Source organism: Flavobacterium sp. Root420, assembly GCF_001427905.1.
In the GTDB taxonomy this organism is placed as follows: domain Bacteria; phylum Bacteroidota; class Bacteroidia; order Flavobacteriales; family Flavobacteriaceae; genus Flavobacterium.
Genome location: NZ_LMEF01000032.1, coordinates 119,403 through 143,456, shown reverse-complemented (window position 1 = coordinate 143,456; position 24,054 = coordinate 119,403). Strand labels below are relative to the sequence as shown.

Annotated in this window: 23 protein-coding genes; 4 read left to right on the top strand and 19 right to left on the bottom strand. The window is 30.6% G+C overall.

Features of this window, described 5'->3' with window-relative positions; all coding sequences use genetic code 11:
- Positions 1-48 precede the first annotated feature (48 nt).
- Positions 49-789, top strand: a complete 741-nt coding sequence (lptB, locus tag ASC72_RS20960; RefSeq protein ID WP_026982881.1) for an LPS export ABC transporter ATP-binding protein — start codon at positions 49-51, stop codon at positions 787-789.
- A 67-nt stretch (positions 790-856) separates the two neighbouring features.
- On the top strand, positions 857-1,078 hold the full coding sequence (locus ASC72_RS20955; protein ID WP_056195525.1) for a DUF5808 domain-containing protein: 222 nt from the start codon (positions 857-859) through the stop codon (positions 1,076-1,078).
- A gap of 37 nt (positions 1,079-1,115) precedes the next feature.
- On the opposite strand, the gene ASC72_RS20950 is transcribed toward ASC72_RS20955, so the two are convergent.
- Together ASC72_RS20950 and ASC72_RS20945 are read right to left on the bottom strand one after the other, a co-directional pair.
- A complete protein-coding gene (locus tag ASC72_RS20950; RefSeq protein WP_056195522.1) occupies positions 1,116-1,973 on the bottom strand; it encodes a glycoside hydrolase family 25 protein in 858 nt (285 codons plus the stop codon).
- A 10-nt stretch (positions 1,974-1,983) separates the two neighbouring features.
- Positions 1,984-2,694, bottom strand: a complete 711-nt coding sequence (locus ASC72_RS20945) for a phosphatidylcholine/phosphatidylserine synthase (protein ID WP_056195520.1) — start codon at positions 2,692-2,694, stop codon at positions 1,984-1,986.
- Between the two features lie 190 nt (positions 2,695-2,884).
- Between ASC72_RS20945 and ASC72_RS20940 the strand changes: the two genes are divergently transcribed.
- Together ASC72_RS20940 and ASC72_RS20935 are read left to right on the top strand one after the other, a co-directional pair.
- On the top strand, positions 2,885-3,952 hold the full coding sequence (locus ASC72_RS20940; protein ID WP_241775770.1) for a PorV/PorQ family protein: 1,068 nt from the start codon (positions 2,885-2,887) through the stop codon (positions 3,950-3,952).
- Positions 3,953-3,987: 35 nt separating this feature from the next.
- Positions 3,988-5,124, top strand: coding sequence for a DUF4105 domain-containing protein (locus ASC72_RS20935; RefSeq protein ID WP_056195516.1), 1,137 nt, complete (start codon positions 3,988-3,990; stop codon positions 5,122-5,124).
- A gap of 4 nt (positions 5,125-5,128) precedes the next feature.
- On the opposite strand, the gene ASC72_RS20930 is transcribed toward ASC72_RS20935, so the two are convergent.
- From ASC72_RS20930 to ASC72_RS20850, 17 genes are all read right to left on the bottom strand, one after another.
- Complete coding sequence (locus ASC72_RS20930; RefSeq protein ID WP_056195513.1) at positions 5,129-6,520, bottom strand: sugar transferase; 1,392 nt, start codon at positions 6,518-6,520, stop codon at positions 5,129-5,131.
- Positions 6,521-6,571: 51 nt separating this feature from the next.
- Entirely contained in the window at positions 6,572-7,921 is a 1,350-nt protein-coding gene (locus tag ASC72_RS20925; RefSeq protein WP_056195510.1) for an O-antigen ligase, read from the bottom strand.
- Complete coding sequence (locus ASC72_RS20920) at positions 7,921-9,003, bottom strand: glycosyltransferase (protein ID WP_056195507.1); 1,083 nt, start codon at positions 9,001-9,003, stop codon at positions 7,921-7,923. Before ASC72_RS20920 ends, ASC72_RS20925 begins: the two co-directional genes overlap by 1 nt.
- Positions 9,000-10,118, bottom strand: a complete 1,119-nt coding sequence (locus ASC72_RS20915; protein WP_056195503.1) for a glycosyltransferase — start codon at positions 10,116-10,118, stop codon at positions 9,000-9,002. The genes ASC72_RS20920 and ASC72_RS20915 overlap by 4 nt, the downstream gene beginning before the upstream one ends.
- A gap of 1 nt (position 10,119) precedes the next feature.
- Entirely contained in the window at positions 10,120-11,100 is a 981-nt protein-coding gene (locus ASC72_RS20910) for a glycosyltransferase (RefSeq protein WP_056195501.1), read from the bottom strand.
- Positions 11,100-12,098 (bottom strand): glycosyltransferase family 2 protein, encoded by a 999-nt coding sequence (locus tag ASC72_RS20905; RefSeq protein WP_056195497.1) that lies wholly within the window; start codon positions 12,096-12,098, stop codon positions 11,100-11,102. Before ASC72_RS20905 ends, ASC72_RS20910 begins: the two co-directional genes overlap by 1 nt.
- A complete protein-coding gene (locus ASC72_RS20900; protein ID WP_056195494.1) occupies positions 12,095-13,633 on the bottom strand; it encodes a glycosyltransferase family 2 protein in 1,539 nt (512 codons plus the stop codon). The genes ASC72_RS20905 and ASC72_RS20900 overlap by 4 nt, the downstream gene beginning before the upstream one ends.
- Positions 13,614-14,780 (bottom strand): glycosyltransferase family 4 protein, encoded by a 1,167-nt coding sequence (locus tag ASC72_RS20895; protein WP_056195491.1) that lies wholly within the window; start codon positions 14,778-14,780, stop codon positions 13,614-13,616. The genes ASC72_RS20900 and ASC72_RS20895 overlap by 20 nt, the downstream gene beginning before the upstream one ends.
- 4 nt (positions 14,781-14,784) lie before the next feature.
- Positions 14,785-15,666: a hypothetical protein gene (locus tag ASC72_RS20890; RefSeq protein ID WP_056195489.1), complete on the bottom strand. Its 882-nt coding sequence runs from the start codon at positions 15,664-15,666 to the stop codon at positions 14,785-14,787.
- The gene (locus ASC72_RS20885; RefSeq protein WP_056195485.1) at positions 15,666-17,099 is read right to left on the bottom strand and encodes an MBOAT family protein; all 1,434 of its coding nucleotides are present in this window, start codon (positions 17,097-17,099) and stop codon (positions 15,666-15,668) included. Before ASC72_RS20885 ends, ASC72_RS20890 begins: the two co-directional genes overlap by 1 nt.
- 24 nt (positions 17,100-17,123) lie before the next feature.
- Positions 17,124-18,212 (bottom strand): glycosyltransferase family 4 protein, encoded by a 1,089-nt coding sequence (locus tag ASC72_RS20880; RefSeq protein WP_241775768.1) that lies wholly within the window; start codon positions 18,210-18,212, stop codon positions 17,124-17,126.
- On the bottom strand, positions 18,205-19,602 hold the full coding sequence (locus ASC72_RS20875; RefSeq protein ID WP_056195482.1) for a hypothetical protein: 1,398 nt from the start codon (positions 19,600-19,602) through the stop codon (positions 18,205-18,207). The genes ASC72_RS20880 and ASC72_RS20875 overlap by 8 nt, the downstream gene beginning before the upstream one ends.
- 64 nt (positions 19,603-19,666) lie before the next feature.
- Positions 19,667-20,608, bottom strand: coding sequence for a polysaccharide deacetylase family protein (locus tag ASC72_RS20870; protein ID WP_056195479.1), 942 nt, complete (start codon positions 20,606-20,608; stop codon positions 19,667-19,669).
- Positions 20,608-21,735 carry a UDP-N-acetylglucosamine 2-epimerase gene (neuC, locus tag ASC72_RS20865; protein WP_056195476.1) on the bottom strand — a complete coding sequence of 376 codons (1,128 nt, stop codon included), beginning with the start codon at positions 21,733-21,735 and terminating at the stop codon, positions 20,608-20,610. The genes ASC72_RS20870 and neuC overlap by 1 nt, the downstream gene beginning before the upstream one ends.
- A gap of 6 nt (positions 21,736-21,741) precedes the next feature.
- Entirely contained in the window at positions 21,742-22,326 is a 585-nt protein-coding gene (locus ASC72_RS20860; RefSeq protein WP_056195473.1) for a hypothetical protein, read from the bottom strand.
- Entirely contained in the window at positions 22,326-23,366 is a 1,041-nt protein-coding gene (neuB, locus tag ASC72_RS20855) for an N-acetylneuraminate synthase (RefSeq protein ID WP_056195470.1), read from the bottom strand. The genes ASC72_RS20860 and neuB overlap by 1 nt, the downstream gene beginning before the upstream one ends.
- Positions 23,367-23,374: 8 nt before the next feature.
- Positions 23,375-24,049 carry a cytidylyltransferase domain-containing protein gene (locus ASC72_RS20850; protein ID WP_056195468.1) on the bottom strand — a complete coding sequence of 225 codons (675 nt, stop codon included), beginning with the start codon at positions 24,047-24,049 and terminating at the stop codon, positions 23,375-23,377.
- Positions 24,050-24,054 lie beyond the last annotated feature (5 nt).

Here is a 24,054-nt window from a genome sequence, read left to right as displayed (position 1 = left end):
GGTCAATTATCTAATTATCTAATTGACACATTATCTAATTAAATAAAAATGAAGCTAAGAGCCGATAATTTAATCAAAACCTATAAAGGACGCAGTGTTGTAAAGGGAATTTCTGTTGAAGTAAATCAGGGAGAGATCGTGGGACTTTTGGGTCCGAATGGTGCCGGAAAAACAACTTCGTTTTATATGATCGTGGGATTGGTAAAACCAAATCAGGGAAATATTTATCTGGATGATTTGAATATTACCGATTATCCTATGTACAAACGTGCACAACAAGGAATTGGTTATTTGGCACAGGAAGCTTCAGTTTTTAGAAAATTGAGTATTGAAGACAACATTCTGAGCGTTTTACAATTGACCAAGCTTTCTAAAGAAGAGCAAATTGCCAAAATGGAAAGTTTAATTGAAGAATTCAGCTTAGAACATATTCGTACCAACCGTGGTGATTTACTTTCGGGAGGAGAACGTCGTCGTACTGAAATCGCCCGCGCTTTGGCAACAGATCCAAAATTCATTTTATTGGATGAACCTTTCGCAGGAGTTGACCCGGTTGCGGTTGAAGATATTCAGAGAATTGTAGCACAGTTAAAAAATAAAAATATCGGAATTCTAATTACCGATCACAACGTTCAGGAAACCCTGGCCATTACCGATAAAACATATTTAATGTTTGAAGGAGGAATTTTGAAAGCCGGAATTCCGGAAGAATTAGTTGAAGACGAAATGGTTCGCCGTGTTTATCTTGGACAAAACTTCGAATTACGTAAAAAGAAACTTGAATTCTAATAAAGTATACAGTCGCACTTTTCAGTCACAGTAAAAAAACTGAAAACTGCGACTAAAAACTAAAAGTATGACTCCACAAAAACCAACTCAGGAAGATTACGACAACTGGCACAAAGACCCAAATAATTGGTATTTGGGATGTTTTTATTATAATCCGAAAGACAAACGATTGCTTCCTCCAAAGAGAATACAATGGATGGGTTACACCGTAAACTTTGCTAATCCGTACTCTGTTTTAATACTTTTAGCTTTTCTGGCATTAATTCCACTTTCTTACTTATTAAAATAGTTTTAGTCAAGGTGAAAACTATGACTGTGACTAAAAACTATTCAACCGTAATAAACTGCAATTGTTCTAAGTCGCCATTATAGATATTCACATCTACCCTATGCTTAATTCCCGGTAAAGATGCTTTTTCTGTAAATTGCCAAAAAAGCCAATCGTCTTCAATTTTTTCTCTGTAGAAATTATAATTAGCAATCCAAAACAAATATTCGCTGAATTCTTCTTTTAAGAAATCACTGTAATAGCGTTCTCCCGTGTAAATGATCGGACGAACCTGATAATGTGCTTCGACTTTGGTTAGCCATCTTTTCAAGCCTTTTTTTAAGCTGTCCAAAGGTTGATTTTTAGGTAATCTTTCGATATCCAAAACGGGGGGTAAATCACCTTTTTGCAGTTTTACGGTTTTAATAAAAAGATTAGCCTGCTCGATCGAATTTTCGTTAGGACGATAATAATGATAGGCACCACGCATAATTTTATTCTCTTTTGCACCGCCCCAATTCCTCTTAAATTGTGCATCCACACGATCGTTTCCTGCAGTAGCTCTAATGAACACAAATTGAACCGGATATTTTTCTTCTAAGATTTCAATGTCATCCCAATCAACTTTTCCCTGAAATTCAGACACATCAATACCAATCACTTTTCCTTTATGATTCTCCAAAACCTGAATATTTCGAACATCCGAAAGGTGTTTATCAACCTCATCTTCCTCTAAAACTTTACCCGATTTAAATCCGAGATAATAAGCCAATCCGGCGCGATAATGATAAATAGTTCCAAAGAAAAGCACTGCTAAAAAAGAGAATCCAATAAAGCGAATCACTTTGCTAAAAGCAGAACGAGTTGGTTGCGTTTTTCGGGAATAAGAAGTTCGTCTTGTCGTTTTTCTTGCCATTCGAATAAAACTACTTTTTCAAAAACACATTATTCACAACGGACAACAACACATAAAAAATGATAATTAAAGGAATTGCGATATAATGCAATAAAAGCACCATTAAAACCGACACTAGCAAAAATACAATTTGAAGTGCATTTTCTTTAAGGCTAAATTTCTTGATCTTTAAAGAAAATAACGGAATTTCGGCATTCAAAATATAAGCGCTACATAAAGTAATTACCAATAAAACCCATTGATTAGTTAAGATTTCCAATATCATTAAAGAATCAGAAAACTTCAAGACCAAAGGCAAACTCAAAATAAACAATGCATTTGCCGGAGTTGGCAAACCAATAAACGAATCGGTTTGACGAGTGTCAATGTTGAAATTTGCTAATCTATAACAAGAACCTAAGGTCACAATAAATCCTAAAAATGGAATTGCTGGATTTGTTCCTAATTCATGTGCACTATTTGTAAACAAACTATACATTACGTAACCTGGCGCAACACCACTAGTTACCATATCTGCCAAAGAATCCAGTTGTAATCCAAGTGGACTTGAAACTTTGAATAATCTGGCAAAGAAACCATCAAAAAAATCAAAAAAGATTCCTAAACAAACCATGTAAAAAGCCATTTCGTAATTGGCTTCAGAAATAAAAACAACCGCAATACAACCGCAGAAAAGATTGATTAATGTAATTAAATTAGGAATGTGTTTTTTAATATTCATCTTTATTAAATTTGATAATGGTGAGGAACAAATTTAGTATAATAACTGCATCTACAAGCCGTTTTTTTAAGAGTTTTTTATTTGAAATTTTACCATTCGTAATATTTCTCAAAAGGAATAAATTAGATGGGTAAAATATTATATTTTTGATAAAAATTAAAACAGACTTCGGTTTGCTAAAAAATATCCGTTGAAGAAACTTTTGGGGCTTTTATTATTTTGGAGTTGCACAACACAATATGCACAGACTGTTCGAAAGTATTCGAATGAGTTTATGAATATTGGTGTCGACGCCGCTGCATTAGGAATGTCGAGTGCGGTTGTTGCTTCTACAAATGATGTCAACGCAGTTTACTGGAATCCGGCTGGTCTGACACATCTTGAGGATCATCAAATTTCGTTAATGCATGCTAATTATTTTGCCAATATTGCGCAATATGATTATATAGGATATGCCAGCCCAATTGACGACAGAAGCGCCTGGGGAATTTCGATGATTCGTTTTGGAGTCGACGATATTATGGACACAACCGAATTAATTGACAGCCAGGGAAATATTGATTACAATCGAATTCGCTTATTCTCAACAGCAGATTATGGCTTTACCTTTTCTTATGCCAGAAAATTGCCTGTAGAAGGATTTCAATATGGAGTTAATGCAAAAGTGATTCGTCGAATTATTGGAAAATTTGCTAATTCGTGGGGTTTTGGTTTTGATGTCGGATTACAGTTTGAGCGCAATGACTGGAAATTTGGATTGATGCTTCGTGACATTACAACAACTTATAATGTCTGGAATATTGATGAAGAAGAATACGCAAAAATTGCTAATGCTATTCCGGGAGAAAATAATGAATTACCAGAAAGTACTGAGATTACTTTACCAAAAGCACAATTAGGAGTTTCAAAAAAGTTTGATTTTCATAATGATTATAGTCTTTTGGTTGCTACAAATCTGAATATGCGTTTTGAACAGACTAACGATATTATTTCCTCAAAAATAGTGAGTATTGATCCGGCAGTTGGTTTTGAATTCGGGTATACCGATTTAGTTTTCCTAAGGGCCGGAGCTGGGAATTTTCAAAATGTGATGCAATTAGATAATACTGAAAAAGTAAATTTTCAACCTAATATTGGGTTAGGATTTAAATACAAAGGTATTCAGGTAGATTATGCTTTGACTGATTTAGGAAATCAAAGCACAGCATTATATTCGAATATTTTTTCTTTAAAAGTAGATTTAGGTATCTTTAGATAATTTTACAACCATTAAACTTCTTAAAATTTTAAATCATGAAAAATGTCATTTTCAAAAAAACAGTTTTTAGTTTACAATTATTACTAAGTTTTATTGGTTTCAGTCAGAATTTGCCTTTATCAAAAGATGCTAAGGTAAGTGTGCTTACTTGTGGATTGGCAAATGAAACTTATTCTTATTTTGGCCATACGGCCATCCGAGTTGCGGATTCTGCAAACAATATTGATTTGGTTTATAATTATGGTGCTTTTGATTTTTCAACACCAAATTTTGTTGCAAAATTTGCTAAAGGTGATTTACAATATTTTGTCGTAGTTCATCCATTTGCTGATTTTATGAAGGAATACAATTATGAGAAACGAAGCGTTTTTGAACAAGAGCTTCTTATTCCACAGGAGTCAAAACAAAAGCTATTTGATAACTTAAATACTACTTTACTTTCTGAAGAACGTTATTATACTTATAAATTTATTGATAAAAACTGTACCTCAATGGTTGTTGACATTATCAATAAAACATTGAACGGAAATGTGATAACAAAAAAAGGCGATACCGATATTACTTATCGTTCTATACTATTCCCTTATTTTGATGGGCATTTTTATGATAAATTAGGAACCAGTATTATCTTTGGAACCAAAGTAGATCAATTAGGCACCAAAATATTTCTGCCTTTTGAGTTAAAAAACAGTTTAGAAAAGACTCCTTTTCAAAATCATCCTTTAGTTAGCAAGACAAGTACATTGCTAAACTTTGAAAAAGAAACCCCAACTTCCTGGTGGAATAATGTGTATACTTACTTATTTATACTTGCCTTTGTAGTTTTGGCACATAATAAAATAGTAGACAAAATCTATCTTTTGATTTTATCTTTAATGGGAATTTTCTTTGTAGTTGTGGGATTTTATTCTTTTCACCAGGAACTGGCGATGAACTATAATGTGCTTTTATTTAGTCCCCTTTTATTGATTTTGATTTTTTTATCAATTCTTAAAAATAAAAGATGGACGTATCGCTTTGCTGTTTTACATATACTTTTTCTAATTGCTTACAGTCTATTTATAATTAACAAAGCGCACTTTTTAATTGTTTTACCTATGATTATAACAAGCGGTTTTGTTTTAGTAAGAGTCGCGATCAGAAACAAAAAACGTATTCCGATTATTATCTAAATAACTATTGTCCACGATAAAACAAGACCGTAGTAATAGTTTTGAAAGTAATACTCAAATCGAGAAAAACACTTCTATGTTTGATATAGTAAAGATCATATTGTAGTTTTATCAGACTCTCCTCAATAGATTCTCCATAAGAATAATTGACCTGTGCCCAACCGGTAAGTCCGGGTTTAATAACGTGTCTTGTTTCATAAAAAGGCATAACCTTAGCAATTTCGTTCACAAAGTATGGCCGTTCCGGCCTTGGCCCTATTACAGCCATATCACCTTTTAAAACGTTAAAAAACTGAGGCAGCTCATCAATTCTTGACTTACGCATAAATTTACCAAATGGAGTTATCCTTTTGTCATTTGAAGAAGCAAATGGGCCGTTTATATCAGAATTTTGAGTCATCGTTCTAAACTTGTAAATTTTAAAAACAACCCCATGTTTTCCTACTCGCTCTTGTGTGTAAAACAAACTTCCTTTATTGGCCAAAAGATTTCCAATGAAAATTAGAGGGATCAATAAAATACAAACTAATAAACCCATAAGCGATAATAAAAACTCCAATACCCGGATTAAGGACAAATACAATTTATTATTATTACTTCTACTAAAAGGGAAGAATCTATAAAAATCTTTCGAGATATAATGAACCGGAATTCGTTGTGTTTTACTTTCATACACTTGCGTATACTCTCGTATAATATTTCCTGATTCTAACAAATGAAGTAATTGTTGGTATAAGTCTGCAGTTATACCATCTGTTTTCTGTGATGCAATTACGATTTCAGAAATATTGTTTTTAGTGACAAATAATTCTAAGTCATTCTTTTTAATTTCTTTTACATAATGAAAACCGGAGTCCTCGGGTGAAATTAAATCAGAACTGACAAACCCCAAAATTTTATAATGTGGATCAACATTTTCAAGTCCTAAAACCAATTCCTCAACCTGGCTATGATCACAAATTAAAATTACATTTTGTGAAAAGCGATGTGATGCTAAAAAATATACATAAAAATATCGCCAGGCCAATAATGCCCCTAGTATAGTAAAATAAAAAACCAGAATAACCAAACGTTTTTTTGGAAGTTCTGGTGACAAAATTGGTGTAAATAAATAAACTAAAACAGCCGTTGTAACGGTAAGGATAACACTTCGGAGAATTTGAAACTGGTTACTGGCAACCTGAAGATTGTACATTTCGAAAATTGCGCCAAAAATAGTCAGGTACACAATTAGCATGACTGGTCTAAAATAATGTGTCTGATCTAAATTGAAATACTGAACATCAAATAAAAAATTTAACAGAAACAGTGCTGAAAAAACAAAAACAATATCAAAAAGGCGAAGTAATAATTTCCTTTCCGAAATTTCGAAATGCATTTTTCTATTTGAAGCCATGGATTCAATTTTTTAATTTGGGGGCAAACAAATGTATTTAAAAAAAAGAATTTAATCACTTGAATCTTTGGCTTTTTCAGGAATTTTAATGTGAACTGAAAGGAGGGTTAAGGCATAGACGAAAGCTGGGGCGGCTGTTCGCATGGCAGCATGATTTATGGTTAATAGCCAAAAAACAAAAAAAGACAAGAAGTACAGATGTTGTCTATTATGAATATATAAAACAAAAGGCGTTATAAAAAGTATTAAGAGTCCAAGAATACCAAATAAACCATGTTCTGCAAGCATTCTTGTTATTTCATTGTGTGAAGCCACGGCATTGCCAAAAGATTTTTCTCTCATTTCTTTTCCCATTCCAACACCAATGCCGATAATAGGATTATCTAAAAAATAAGTAATTTCGGACTCAATTATTTCCTCTCTACCACTTAATTGACTTTTTTTCTCCCTTCCTCTTGCATCCTGATTTGCATAACGTTTATCGATAAGTCCGCTAGTTTGAATAGAGGTATACGTCCAAATACCAATTCCCATTAAACCGGTCATTACAAAAACCGGGATAAATTTGCTTTTCCCTTTTGCATTTGAAAAAAAATACAATAAAACTAAAAGACACGCAATCATAACAACACCTGTTATAATACCCCCTCTTGAAAAAGTTACAATACCTCTGTAACTTACAAAAAGCAATAAAATTCCATTTAAAATTATTTCTTTTTTAGTCTTTGAAAATAATACTAATTGGGTAAAAAAGATAAAAATCCCTAATCCCAAAATGGTAGAAACCTGATTAGGACCAAATCCTCCAGACGTTTCAAAATTAGATTGTGTTCCTGTTACCACATCTTTTACACTCGGATTGTATAAAAACAAGTACACTGTTGTTGTCAATATCGGCAATCCCAACGAAAGTACAATATTTTGTAAATCTGAAAACAGCACTTTTCTCTTAAACATGTAAATAGCACAAATTGCTAGACAAATTGGTCCTGACAAATTAAAAAACACTGCTTTTTTAACGTCTATATCGTAGTCTGTTACTGTTGAAGCTATTATAATACCTGGAATCAACAGGATCAGAAAAAACCAATAAATGAATGCATTTACAGAAAAATTACTGTACATCATGCCCAAAAACATGAAAAACATAACACTTATTTTAACATACTCATTATTAAGATTCCCACCAGTCATTCTCAAAAAAACCTCAATACCAACTAAATATGCAGCTATTAAAAGAACTTCATTGTTCTTATTTTTTGTCTTCTGTACGAAGTAAAAACCAATGATCGGAATTAAAAGTGCCAGTATTTTGGACAAAAAAGGTACTGCAAAAATAATCACAGCAATAATGCAATGAACTAAAACAACATGAATGTACGACAATCGAAAACTTTTCATTATTTACTTTTTTTGTACGCTAAAATTAGCTTTTCAATTACTGATTCTTCAGAATAATTCTGCAAAACTGATTTTTTAAATTTTTCTGCCAAAGTATTCCTTAAAACTTCATTAGTAACGATTTTTTTTAGTTGTTTTTTAACTTCCAATTCTGAAGTAGGATCAAACAATAATCCATCAATCTCATTTTGAATAAGAACAGAACAATATCCAACATTGGTAGAGACTACAGCTACATTTTCTAAAGCGTATTCGAGTAAAGTTACTGGAAAACCCTCTTGTGTTGAGGCTAAAACACCAACCGAAACCTGAGATAAAATATTTTTGATATCGCTTTTTTCTCCATACAAATAAATATGGCCCTCCAAACAATATAATTTTATAAAGCCTTTTAGTGCCTCAGAATAAGAATCAAAATAATCTCTACCTATTAAATGTAAACTCCAATCTGATTCATATAATTTTAAATCAGCGTAAGCTTTTAAAATTAAAAGGTGATTTTTAGGATTTTTTAAATTAGCCAGAAAAACTATTCTTTTCCCATCTAACCCTTGTAGTTCTGTTAATTGATTATGTTCAGATACATTTTGAGATCTAGTGAAATTGGGAATGAAGATCACATTAGAGCAATTCATATTTTTCTTATTCCATTCTTTCAACTGAAGATTCACTACAAAAATAGAAGAAAAAAAAGTCGATAAAAAAAACAAAAATATATTCTGTTTTTTAGTTTCTTTTGATCTTGAGCCATAATGATCATGCCAAAATATTTTTACTCGTGGTAAAGTCAGCTTTACTAAAACAGCTATAAAAAATGAAGAACTATGTGCATGTATGATATCAATTTTATTTTTAACCAAATATTTTCTTAAGCGAAAAACAGCATTCACATCTACACTTTTTTTCTTTTGCAAAAACAAATAAGCAACTTCAGAATCTATTTGATTTTTTAAACCTCCTTCTTTCCTGGTTGCAATTAAACCTGAAAATGCTATTTTTTTAGACAATGCATTTGCATAATTTACTGCCATCCTTTCTGCACCACCAAGTTCTAAAGAATCTATAATTTGTACAATTCTCATTTTACCAGCAGTTTTTTTATTTCGGATTCAAAAACTTCGGTTGTATATTGCTGTGACCAGCTTGCAGCTAGTTTACTCTTTGATAAAAAGTCACCTTTGCCTTTTACTACATTCTCAATTTGAAATACATCTTTTTCCAAATCCATTTCAAGTAAAATACCTCTCTTGCCATAATCTAGCATAAAAGGAACACATGAAACCTTTGTTGCTATTGATACGCATCCCCAAAACATACCTTCGGCAATGGCTTTTGGCCATCCTTCACTTTTAGATGGCAAAATAACAAAATGACTTTTTTGATAAGCTTTTTTTATTGTTTCCTGATTTTGATTACCATTCAAGAAAATATAATTTTCTAGCTTATTTTTCTTAATATACTCTTCCAAAGCAACCCTTTCACTTCCTTCTCCATATAAATTCAGAATTACATTCTTATTCTGTTTAATACATTGTTCAACTAACTTTATAGCATACATTGGATTTTTTCCAGAAACGAGGGTTCCCACAAAAATAAATTCTACCGAATTCTCAAAATCTGTTTTATTAGGCAACAATTTTTCTGATTCTGAATATGTTGCCGTAAAAAAAGATTTCATGTTCTTCGACTGATTCTCCCAATCTCCATATACTAAAACTTTCATATTCCGAGTTAGAAAAGAATTATTCAAGATTTTCTTTTGTAATTTATAGGTCCAAGGTTGGTTACTTTTTGGGTCCCAATTTCCAGCGTATTTGGCGGTTTTTATTTTTCCCGGGAATAATATCTGAACTAAAGACCCTATCAAACCAACATTCCCAGGACAACGTAAATGAATATGATCTGCATCATTCATTGCCCAAAATATTTTCCAAAAAATTATTGGTAACTTAATGAACGAAACTATGTTGCTTTTAAAACTGGTAAAACTAAAATCAGGAACTTTTCTAAAATCAATCTTATTATGACTATATGCAATATCAATTACTCCCGGATTTCCATGTAATAATGGCCCAACAACTATTACTTCATCAACATATTCCAACCAAATATTCATTTCACGCACATAAGGTGCATAACCAAAATACTGATCATTGTTTTTAATATGATTAACGTGAGTAATTATTGCAAATTTCATTTTATGTATTTTCCAGTAATCTTGTAATAACTTTTTTTGGTGCTAAATATTGATCAAAATAGTTTTTACTTTCTAATTCGAGTTTTCTTTTAAAATCAAAATTTTTTATTATTTTTTCTATTGCGTTACTAATATCGTCACCATCATTGACATAAATGACATTGACATTATTTAACAAATCATTTGGCAATATATTATAGTGGGGAGTTGTAATAATTGCTTTCCCTAAAGCCAAAAACTCTGCCAATTTCCAACCATGGCAAGAGAGAACTGCTGGGGTATTAAATACAAACGCCGAATTTTGAATTTTTTTAATATAGGTTTTTAAAGGGATTTTTTTTGAATACACTAAATCATCAAACCCTAAATTATCTCCGTTACTTCTCGCAGCAAATCCTCCTTCAAAAATAATATTCGAATTACTTTTACACGATTTTATAAACAAGGCCCGATTTCTATTGGTTTCATTTTCCTGTTTCCAAATACTATTTATAAAAAAAACTTCATTAGCAGATGATTGAACTGAATCATATTTTTTCAATTTCAATCTTTTATATTGCCTCCAATAATTGGCAATAAATTCTCTTCTGTTTGAGATAGAATTTCTAAATCTGATAAAATTTAAAATCAAATAATAAAACGTTTTAAACAAATTCCAAATCTTGATCCCAAAGCTAGGGCCAATTGCAATAACCTTTTCACTATTTTCAACTGGTAAATGATTCAGATTATAATTTACTTTCCCATATACATCACACCACTCTAACTCAATACTATTAATTTGATTTGAATCTTTTGAATCAATAATAATTTTCTTCGAATAAGTGTCATTTTCAATAATAAAAGCAAAAGTACCCTGATTGAATTTAGGGAACTTTGAGATATTAAATTCAAAATCCTGATAAATTTCCTTTATACCGTGAATATAATAGCCATCATAAAAAACATCACAAAGACCATATATATAGATTTTTGATTTCATTATACTTCGCTAGGTTTTTTAAAAAACAAACTCCACCATCCCATTGTCCTGCCTAATGCTTCTGTAAAGGCAGCCTTTTTATGCTTATCTGTAATAACGTTTGTAAAACGAATTATAGTAAGTAAAATAGTTATTGCATTCCATTTTAATCTGGCTTTAAAATCTGGCTTTTCATTTTTAATGCGCCAAACATACCAGCCATTTCTAACCACCATTTTACCATATTGATATTGATTTGGTCTTCCGGATACAGCATGAAAATGATGCAACTTAGCTTTTGTATTCAGATATAATCTTCCGGTTTTAGCAACTCTTAAAGTAAAGTCGGCATCTTCATATAAACCATAACCTTCAAAATAAGTAGAGAATGACAGTTTTTCAAAAATAGATTTTTTAAAAGATGAAACACCTCCCATTAATTGCTCTACTTCATAAATCTTATTACTTGGCGGCAGAAAACCAACGCTTCTTCCATGTGAAAATAGTGGCGAAAATCCTGGAGGACAATCACTATCCAGATTCAGTTTTTTTCGAAGTACAAAACGACTTCCATCCTTACGTTTCCAATCATCAAAATAAAACTCATTAATTTTAGGAATATAATTTTCTTTTGTTTTCTCCCATTTTATTTCATTGCATATATAACCACCAACTCCCAAAGCTTCTGGAAAAGCATTATAAGTATTTAGTAAATTCTCAAAATAATCTGGTTCTAAGACTGTATCATCATCTAAAAAACAAACAATTTCACTATCATCATCAACTTTTTGAATTCCAAAATTTCTTTGTTTGGTTAGACCGCGATTTTTATTATCAACCAAAAAATATTTTAGATTTTCAAATTGATTTGAACTTAAAATAGCTTCTGTTTCATTATTTGTAGATCCATCAACAATTAAAATTTCATGAGGATATAAAGTTTGCTTCTGAACTGATTGCAATAATTTAAGCAATGATTTCGGACGCATGTAGGTACAAATGATTAGAGAAAATTTCATGAATTCTGAATTAATTTATTTGCCCAATAATAACTTTGCTTCCATTCCTTGTTAAAATTTAAAAAATATTTTATAGGATTCTTAATTGACTGCTTAGTATAATATTTAAAGAAAAGAATTGTTTTATATCCGTTTCGCTGCTCTGTTGTTTCATGTAATATTTTATATAACATTATTGTCGGAGATGGCTTAGGTATAATTCGATCATTTGACCACCCTAATTTAGGCTTAATTCTAAAACCTCCACTTGGTGCTTTTAAATGTACAATTTCAGGATTAGGAAAGTATAAAATATCGTATCCCTGATTTCGCATTTGCATTCCAAAATCAGAATCTTCGCCGTAACCAAATTCAAATTTGCCATTAAATTTGACTTTATTCAATATTGACGAGTGTATAAAACTATTTCCTGAACCAAACATAGAAGATTGGTTTATACGAATGTTTCTCTTCTTTTCATGTGGCTGAATATAAGAAGTCGAGAGTGTTTTTATTCCGAATTTTTCCAGGTTAACCAATACGTCTTTCAACAAATCAGGGCCAAATCTATTATCGTCATCATTTAGAAAAACCCATTCACTTTTAACCTGACTCAAAGCAACATTTCTTGCATTACAGGCACCCATTTGATGTGTAAAAATATGTTTTATTTCAAAAGGCCACTTTTCTTTTGTTATATAATCAAGTTCTGAAGTACTGTTAATTTCAGGATTTTGTTCAACTATTATTACACATTCAGGCAAAATAGTCTGATGAGATAAATCTATTAATACATCATACAAATATTTTTTTCTTCCTATAGTTGGAATAATAACATCTATAGTTCCTGAATCGATTACTTTTAATGCGGAATGCACTTTTATTTCATCGATATCAATATTGCTATTATTTCTGTTCTTAAAGAAAATACTGTATACTAAAGCAAAAAAAGGAAATTTAAGCTCGTAAATCATTAGATTTAAAAACAATAAAAATATCCACCTCGTTCTATAATGCTGCTTTACAAATTTAAAAAGTAAAAGATTAGAAGGTTTTATAGCAAAAATTAAATCATTCTTAACCAATAACTTAGGCTCAGAGTAACATAATAATCCTAGTGGCATGCATACTTTAGCTAATGAGGTTAAGTAGTAATCAAAATTTGAATCAAGTTTGATTTTTTCTTTTACTGATAATAATACTTCTGCATGAATAGCACCAGCCAAACTACTCATTTGCCATGTAGGGTAGGTAACTTTTTTATTTATAACTATAAATGCTGACTTATCAATATATCCTATTTTCCTGTCCAAAAAATTGTTTCCCAAATTATAGGACAACATCATTTTATTATGGTGAAATGCATCTGTTATGGCTTCTAAATTTAAATAGTTTTCACAACTTAGATCACACCAAACTATTTTTGATTGTTGATGTATTAGAGCTAAATTAATCAGCACTGAAGAAATAGTATCTTTTTTATTAAACGATACTATTTCATTATTTGCAGAAACAACCTTTTTTACTTTATTCTGACTATGATATACTATTATCAAACTTAGCTATTATTAGTTTATAAAATTCTATATTTTGTTTTGCCAAAACCTTTATATCAAAAGATTTTTCTACTTTTTCTCTAGCAGATTTTCCCACTTTCAAACACAACTCTTCATTATTTAATAGTGTCGTAATTCTTTTTGAAAAGGTATCGTGATCTGTAGGATGAGCTAAAAAACCATTATCTCCTTCATCAATCATTTCTTTTGCCCAACCAACATTTGATGCTACAATTGGAATTTCCATAGCCATGGCCTCTAACCAGGAAACAGGAAAAGCTTCTGCAAAAGAAGGGAAAACACAGAGAGTTGCACTTTGGATTTTTTCTTTTATTTTAACATGAGGAATACTCCCCAAATAGGTCACATTGCCAATGGCTTTATCAGAGAACAACTTCTGCATCATTTTCCATGTAGATGAATTCCCTGAAATAATATCAGAAACATCTTTACCAATTAAAATTAATTTGATTTCAGGATTGTTCTCGATTACTTTATTAAAAATTAAAGGTAATTCTAAAAGTCCTTTTTTACGAATTAGGCTTCCAAAATATAAAATGCTTTTTTCTTTTTGATTGTAATTAGTATCAATTTCAAACAAACTAGCATCAATAAGATTTGGAACAATTGTAAATGTTTTATTCAAATCAAAAATTATATTTGTCAAATCTGCAGTAAACTGACTTACTGATAGTAAACTATCTGCCTTTGTTAATGCCCTTTTTTCGTGAAATTTATTTACCCACTTAACCGGACGATTATCCAAATGGCAGAAATAAGTATCAGATCCATGTAATCGAATGATAATAGGACATTTATCTGGTTTAATAAATGAGGTAATTCCAGTCCAGTCAGGCGCTTCTATTAAATCAATTTTTTTATTAAAATATAATTGATTAATAATTCGTTCGATTTTTTTTCTTGTAAGAAACCATGATAATCCTTTGAATTTTATATTCTTTATTTGTTGGATAATAATACCATTATCATCAAAAATGGCATCTTCCTTTTGTCCATACACCAAAACTCTAACCACAATACCTTTTTGTAAAAGTCCTGTTGCCAAATTTTTAATACTTGTACCTATACCACCCGAATTCCCAGTCAAAGAATGTGGATATTCTGGTGTTAAAAAGGCTATTTTCATGGTTTTACTTCTTAAAAAAATCTTTTAAAATTCTAGCTGTAAATATTTTTGCTCCTGTGTCAGTCATATGTCCGCAAGAAGAAAAATATTTATCCTCTAAAACGACATTCTCATAATTATGAATTTCGGGATATACTTTTTTAACTTTGTCAAAATAATTCATCCCTGTAACATTTTCGCACATTGGCGTCATAACAGCAATAAAATTAATATTGTTTGCTGTACAAATATTTTTAATTTCTTCGTAATATTTATTATGGGGCAAAGGATTCAAATTAACAATATTATTTTTCATATTACCATTTTTGTCTTTTTTTAAAGGGTAAAATCCTAGATTATCTAAAGCATTAGTTTTTTTATGAACAGCTGTCAGGAATGTTTCTCTAAAACCTATTTTAGTATCAAATTTTATGTATCTATAAAAAGGGATATAATATAATTCATTAAAATTTTCTTGAGATTTAAAATGATCCTTTACAATCTTCGAATTATGAATATACGGTAAAAATAAAGCAGAAATGCCTTCAGCCTGATGATCAACAGATAGATTTAAATCAGCTTCAAGAATTACATTTTTGATTTGATATTTTCTTTCAATCATTAGTTTTAACATTAGTGATGCTTCAAACAAATGTCCACCACTCATACCATAATTAAAAGTTTTCAAACCTTTATCTTCAAACATCTGTGATACAAAATGATTATTTGCACGGGAAGAACCTAAAATGACAACATCAAACTTTTGCTCTTTCGAATTAAAAACGGTTTCTATTTTTCCTCTGTTTTTAGACTGCAAAAAAACAGCTGTATATAAACCGTCTAAAACAATTGCTATTAAAGCAATTACAATGAAAATTTTTACTATATAAATTAAAAAACGCTTCATTAAAACTGAAAATATATAAATTCTTTATAATCTGAAAAGGTTCCGAAAGCCATAATTGCTGCTAGTGCTAAAGCTATCTTCAATAAGCTCCTTTTTCCTGAAAGAGGTTCAATTTTATTACGATTAAACCATTCGACCAAAACAAACAGAAGTATCATTACTAGTACTTCATAACTATAACGTTCATTATCTAAATATTGAAAATTAAATTCACGATTGGTTATAATTCTTTTTAAATATAAAACCGCATCGGTGATCGTCTTCGCTCTAAAAAACACCCAAGCTACACAAGTCAAGAGAAATGTATACAAAATACTAAATATTACTTTAACTGCATCAAAATTAAATTTGAGCTGAATCTCACCTATATTGTTTCGATTACTATTTGACAAAAGCAACGGTAAAAAATAAACGGCATTAATGAATCCCCATGCAATATAAGTCCAATTGGCACCATGCCAAAAACCGCTGACTACAAAAATGATAAAAGTATTTCTGATTTTCATCCAGAGCCCTCCTTTACTTCCTCCCAAAGGAATATATAAATAATCTCGAAACCATGACGAAAGCGAAATGTGCCAACGGCGCCAAAATTCAGCAATATCTCTTGAAAAATAAGGGTAGTTGAAGTTTCGAAGTAAATCTAAACCAAACAATTTTGAAACGCCTAAGGCAATATCTGAATATCCGGAAAAGTCTCCATAAATCTGAAAAGCAAAATAAATGGCGCCTAATATTAATGAAAATGAATTCATTGATGTGTAGTTATCAAAAATGGCATTGGCATAGGTAGCACAAGTATCAGCAATGATCACTTTTTTCACTAAACCCCATATAATTTGACAAACACCTTCCTTGGCTTTTTCTAGATCAAATTCTCGTTTTACTTTTATTTCCGGTAATAAATGGGTAGCCCTCTCAATTGGGCCGGCTACCAAAAGCGGAAAATAACTAACAAACAATGAATAGTCTACAAAATTATACTCGGCTTTTATTCGCTTAAAATAAATATCAATTACATATGATAAGCCATGAAAAGTATAAAATGAAATTCCGACTGGAAGAATGACATTTAATAAAATTGGACTTGCCTGAATTCCAACTGAATTTAATAATTCAGAGAATGACGCAGCAAAAAAATTATAATATTTAAAAATCCCCAGAAAACCTAAATTTACAATGATACTTAGCCAAAACCAAAATTTACGGCCTCTTTCAGATTTTCCTTTTTCTATTTGAATTCCCGTATAATAGTCTAAAAATGTAGAGAAAACCAGTAAAAATAAGAATCTCCAATCCCAGCAAGAATAGAAGTAATAACTAGCAACAATTAATAAAGCATTTTGTGTGCTTTTGGTTTTATTAAAGATAAACCAATACAGAAAAAAAACGATTGGCAAAAAAATAGCAAATGCTAATGAGTTAAAAAACATCTTTAAGATTTATGAATTTTAAATTTAATAGACTTCTTCTAAAATTAGTTTTAAATGATTGTCTACCATTTTCGGCAAAGAAAAGGAATTGGTAATTAATTCTCTTGTATTAATAGATATCTTTTTGTTTCCTAAGTAAACATCTTCGAGAATTTGTTTTAATTCCTGAATATTTTTGACTTGAAAAATATATCCATTTTTACCCGATGACACAACTTCGGTATTCCCGCCAACATTTGTCGTAATTACAGGCACATTTGCGGCAAGGCTTTCTAAAATTGATAAACTGAAACATTCCATATGCGTTGGCTGCAACATATAATCATAGTTAGAAAAAATCTCATTAAGGTTTGATTTACTTCCCATGAAATCGAAACAACTTTCAAGAGAGTATTCTTTGATTTTATTTACCAATTGCTGTTTATATGGACCGTCACCATAAATTGTGATTTTTATTTCCTTTTTTATTTTCAAAGGAAGAAGTTGCACAGCTTCAATTAAGTCCTGAATTCCTTTTGATTCCCTAAGATGTGACGCTATTAAAAAATTAGGTTTAATTGTATTTCTGGTTTCTCTACTTACAATAGTATCTAAAATAACTCCATTGTAAATTGTTATCGTTTTAGATTTCAAGTGAGATCCAAAATCTTTTAAAATTTCTTTTACAGTATAATTGGATACACCGACAAAAACATCAATATATCTCGAAAACAAAATCCCTTTTATTTTTTTATTTATCTTTTTTTTGAATGAATAACCGTTTAAAGGTCTTGGATTATGGTCAACAGCAATAATTTTCGCATTCGTAAACTTCTTTGTTTTATAAAAAAAAGGCGTGCATAATTCTACAAAATGAGTAATAACGTGCGTGTAATTTTTTTTGTTTTGCTTACAAAAAGCAAGAAAATAATTTTCTAAATTTCCAGATTTGTTTGCATAAATCTTTAAATTAGAATAACTTCCATGATTGGAAATATTTGGAAAAAACCAGTCTATTTCAGTTCCATTCTCTTTGCATTTTTTATCAAAATCCCAGAAAAAATAATCCATACCTCCCACTCTTTCCGGAAGTAATTCATAATGGCAGATTACGGCTATTTTTTTATTAATCATGAAATGCAGCTAAAGTTGATGCAATACGTTTACTTGTTCCTTGTAAATTTTGACCTATTTGTAAATCAATCATGGCTTCCCGATCTTTTTTTCTTTCGCTTGGATTCTTAAAAGTCTGATTAATTTGTTCGATTAATTGCTTTTCATCTTTCGCAATTACTACCGCATTTCCATCTATTACTTTTTTATAATGAATGTAATTCAAAAATCTTTGATCATTGTAAAGTCCGTTTTGCAGATTTCCAAAAACCGTATTAATTACCGGCTTGTCAAAAAGCATAAAATCAAGGCTCATTGTAGAGCACATATTAATACTTAAATCTGAGTTTTCGAGTACTGAACGCAAATCGCTAATATCTTCATCACTTGGAATTCTTTGTGACCAGTTTTCCTGATGATTTTCTCTGGTTAATACCCATTTTGGTACATTCCATATAATCTCCGGAAATTCATCACGAATAGCTTTAAATCTGCTATCATCTTCAGCAGGAGAAGTTCGTACCAAAAGCTGTACATCAAATTTAATTTCCTTATTTTTGATAGCTTCAACAATCGCCCTAATTACTATAGGATCATTTGGTCCAATTGAAACATCAGCGCAGCTATAGCAAATTATTTTTTTAGTATTATCTAGTCCAAATTTATTAAAGAAGTTTTCTCTTGAAGATTTATATTTTTCCAAAACATATGGTTCAAATTGGGGTGTTCCTACAATTTGAACGTTTTCATTTTTCACATTTGGATAAAAATAAAGCATCTCATCTTTCATTAATTGACTCCATACTAAAAATTTATCAAAAGTTCCCAACATCCTTCCTTTTGAAGCTAAATTATCCCAGCTGAAAATAAAAGTACTCGTTGGAATTTTTGACTGAATTGCTGAGAATAAAAAAGGAGCTAAATATGGGGGTCTCTGATGCGTAAAAAATAAATGAGAAGGTTGGTCTTTTTTAAGGATTTCAATATATTCCTTTGTTATTTTATTTTTTGAAAAAGATAAAAATTGAAGTTTTTCAGCCAATAAAATGCTTGAATTAGTATTGACATATTTCGTAAAAAAATAAATACTTTTCACAAATATAGACCGAAGAGAATTGTTTTTAGGATAACCAACAATCAGATTATCATTCATTCCATAAAAATTTTTATGTTTCTGCAAATGTGCAATTTCTTTCCATTTCCTAAAAGCCCAAGTTATTTTTCCTTCTTTAAAAACGCTAAGCTCTTTTATTTCAAGTTTTAGATTATTTAATTTTGGATAACAGCTTTCAGGTAAACCGGAATAAATGATAACGGTATCAAACTGATTTACCGCTTCTGCAAGTAAATCACTCATGATAAAATTTCTAAATCCAACTCCATCGGTTATTACAACTCCTAATTTTTTCATTTATTTATAAAGTACTTTTAATCTGATTATTTTGAGATTTCAATCGCAAATTGCTTTGTTAAAATTATAAGATTTTGAAATCGTAATTTCTTAAATAGTTTAATAAAGCCTCATCTTTAATATTTGGCATTAAAATTCTATTCATTTTTCTGCTTGCTTTATTTTTTTTATTTGAATAATAATTATTCGCTAATAAAATTACTAATAAGTCTAATTCTTTTGCGATTTTAATAGTGTCCAAATTATAAGAGCCATGAGGCAAAGCCAGATATTTAATATTTTTATTAGTTAATTCATTTAGCTTTTCTATGGATAATCTTAACTCCTGCTTTTGTTCTTGATAAGTCAATTTTCCTAAAAAATAATGATTGTGTGTATGAATTCCTAATGTAATTAAAGGATGATCCGATAATCTTTTTAATTCAGATTTTGTTAATGAACGATATTCTTCTCTAGGAGAAAAAGGTATTTGATTTATTTTTTCAAATTCAATAAACCATTTTTCCTTATCTGCATTCGATAATTTATTAAGTTTAACTGTAATATCATTATAAACAGTATTCGACTTTGATACTTTATTTTTTACATCTGGAAGATAAAATAATTCGTCACAATCAGCATAATCAAAAATGAATCTATCCCACCAAAATTCATTTTTTGTATTGATATTTAATGTGGTTACAAAAATAGTTGCTGGAATTTGATGTTTTTCCAATAATGGCAAAGCATTTATGAAGTTGTCTGCATATCCGTCATCAAAAGTAATTACTAATCCTGTTTTTTTTAGAGAAGTCCAATCTTCATTGAGTTTCAAAATCTGATAATTTTCTTTATAATAAAGTAATTGATTTTCAAAATTCTCAACGCTTACTGTGAGATGAGTTAATTTATCTCCAACAACATTATTAACTCTGTGATACATAGTTACTAAAACAGGTCTTCCATTTAGTATCCTGTTTTTTAATTTTAAGAATTTATAATATACTTTTTTAAGTGCAGTTTTCATTAATTAGATAAATCTCTAAATTGTTTTTGATGATTGAGTTTCCAAATATCATCTTTTTGGAGACACTGAAGAAATAGTTCATTACTATTACCCTGACCAAAATCATCTGTAACAATTTTTACTATATGCGAGTCAATAATCGAAAGTGCTTTTTTAATATCTTCTTCGAAATAATCTGTAGTGATAATATCAGCGTGAACAGCTCGATTTTGTTGACGTGTACCGATATTAATAATTGGAATTCCATAATAAGGCGCTTCTCGTATTCCTGCACTGCTATTTCCTATAATAAATTGACTGTTTTTTAATAACGTCAAAAAGTATTCAAAACGAAGTGATGGGTAAATTCTGAATCTAGAATTGTATTTTAGCTTTTCGTATGCTTGAATAATGTGCTGACTTCCTAAATCGTTATTAGGAAATATAACTATATAATTATGATTGTCTTGAAGTAAAGCATCAACAAAGGTTTCTGCATATTTTTGCATTTCCTTAATTTCAGTAGTAACCGGATGAAACATTACGATGGCATATTTATCAAAATCAATTTTATAATAATCTTTTGCAATTGCTAATTCAGGCAATTGATCGGAGAACATAATGTCGATATCTGGGGAACCAATCGTAAAAATAGACTCAGTGATTTCTCCCATTTGAATCAATCTCTTTTTTGCTTCATTATTAGAAACAAAATGAATGTGACTAAGTTTACTAACACTATGTCTTATCAATTCATCTACAGTTCCTGAAACTTCTCCTCCTTCTATATGTGAAACTAAAATATTATTAAGTGATCCTACAATCGCACCAGCTAACGTTTCAACTCTGTCACCATGCACTACAATCATATCCGGATTTACCTCTTTGCAATAATGAGACAAACCTTCGATTGTTTTGGCAAGAGTTAAATCCATTGTGGTTTCGTGCGTGTGATTTTTGAAAGTATGAATATTTTTAAAATTGCATCTTTCAATTTCAATTAAAGTATACCCGTATTCTTCTTGTAAATGCATCCCTGTTACAAATACAAAAACTTCAAACTCGCGTTTTTCCTCCAAAATTGAAATCAATGATTTTATCTTTCCAAAATCAGCACGAGTTCCGGTAAGAAATACTATTTTTTTCATTTTGTTTTAAATTTGACGAATCAATAACTCTCCTTTTTGAGTTATTAAACTATTATCCGGAATATTGTTGATGATCATTGTGTGCCCGCCAATAATGACATTATCACCTATTGTAAGTTCTCCAATTATTGAAGAATTACAGTACATCGTAACATTATCACTTATTGTATTGCCATTTCCTCCTCCATTTTTTTTATGCCCAATAGTACAGCCATGATGAATTTTAAATCCTTTACCTATTTTGTTTCTGCTTCCTATGACAGTTCCTTCGCCATGCACAATATAAAAACCTTCGCCTATTTCATTATTAAAATAAATTTCACAAGAACATAATTCCTTAAGCAGCCAATGTATTTGCGGCTTTAGATCTTCCTGATCATTTTTATGTAAAACGTTTCCTAAACGAAATAAAAAAACACCTAACTCGTTTGAATTTGTTGTTATTCTATCTTTGATTTCTTCTCTGGCAAGGTCAGGAAAGTGATAATTAACATCAATAACAGTTAATTCAAAAGCGCTCTGAATATATTTTTCATCAATTGCTTTAAACTGATATACTTTAGTCAATAAAAATTTTACAAAATCTTTCATTAAGTAATATCTTCCCAGATCAATTGTTCATCATTTTCAATATCTCTTGTTGCCGTTTTTCCGATTAAATCATTAAAATGTTCTGCCAGAATTTTACCTGTTCCCGGGCGCTTTACCCAAATGTTTTGTTTTGTAAAAACTTCTCCTTTATTAATGGGCGATATTGCACAAACAGTAGCAAATGCAAAATCAATTGTTACTTGTTCTTCTAAGGCTGGTTTTTTTGTTCCACCACGCATTAAAGCCATTTCTGCACTGGAAACAATTAGTTCATGACAGGCCTTTTCATCCATACTGCAAATAATATCCGGACCTGTTCTTTGCATATGATCTGTAAAATGTCTTTCTAAAATACTTGCGCCAAGAGCCACTGCTCCTAAACAAGCATTGTTATTAAGCGTGTGATCACTTAAGCCAAAAACTTTATCAGGAAAAGCTTCGTGCAGTTCTAACATCGCACCAAAGCGCACCAAATGAATTGGTGTTGGATATAAATTGGTGGTATGCAAAAGTGCCACAGGAATATTATTCTTATCAAAAATAGCAACGGCTTTTTGAATACTTTCAATTGTATTCATACCTGTACTTAAAATAACCGGTTTTCCAAAAGAGGCAATATGTTCTAATAATGGGTAATTATTACATTCGCCTGAACCAATTTTATAAGCTGGAAGATCAAATTTCTTTAATCGTTCAGCAGCTGCACGAGAAAATGGCGTAGAAATAAAAATCATTTCTTTGCTTTCGACATAATTTTTAAGTTCTAATTCGTCTTCTTCATTCAAAGAACAGCGTTCCATAATTTCATAGATAGAAACATCTGCATTGCCTGGAATTACCTTTTTGGCAGCGCCGCTCATTTCGTCTTCTACAATATGAGTCTGATGTTTTACAATTTCAGCACCGGCTCTTTTTGCGGCATCAACCATCTCTTTGGCAATTTGCAATGAACCTTCATGATTAATTCCGATCTCGGCAATAACTAATGGTGGAAAATCTTGTCCGATTCTTCTTCCTGCAATTTCTATATATGGATTCATAAAGTAGGTTATGAATTAGGGTTTAAATGTTTTTGGTATAAATATGTTGCATAATCGAAATCTTCTTTTGTATCGATATCAACAGTGGCAAAAATATGATCTATTTCGAAAGGAAATGAATTTTCTCCAATAATTATATCATCAAAAATCAAAGATGCCTTTGTGATATAAAGCAATCCATTTTCAAAGAAAAGAGGTTCTAAATCCTGACTCCGCTGTCCAATTTTATAATTATATGGGATAAATTTATTTTCAATAATTTTTCCAAACTTTTGATGATTTCGGGAAACTGTAAACAAACTGTCAAATTTTTCTTTTTCGTAAATATGGAAAGCTTTTGTCAGTACATTTTCTGGTCTCAATGGGTTTGTAGGCTGTAAAAGAATAACATTTTCTACCTCATCAGAAATTTGTTCCAGAACATTTTTTAAAGCTGAAACGGTTGGCTCTAAATCTCCGGAAATATGTTCAGGCCGATCTATGACTTTTGCCCCATATTCTAGAGCAATTTTTTTGATTTCTTGATCATCTGTCGAAACATAGATTTCGTCAATAATTTGTTCATTCGCTTTAGCGTACAAAATGCTGTGCGCGAGCAAGGGAATTTCACCTAACTCTTTTATGTTTTTTTGAGGGAGTCGTTTAGATCCTCCCCGAGCTGGAATAATAGCGATCGTTTTCATAAAAC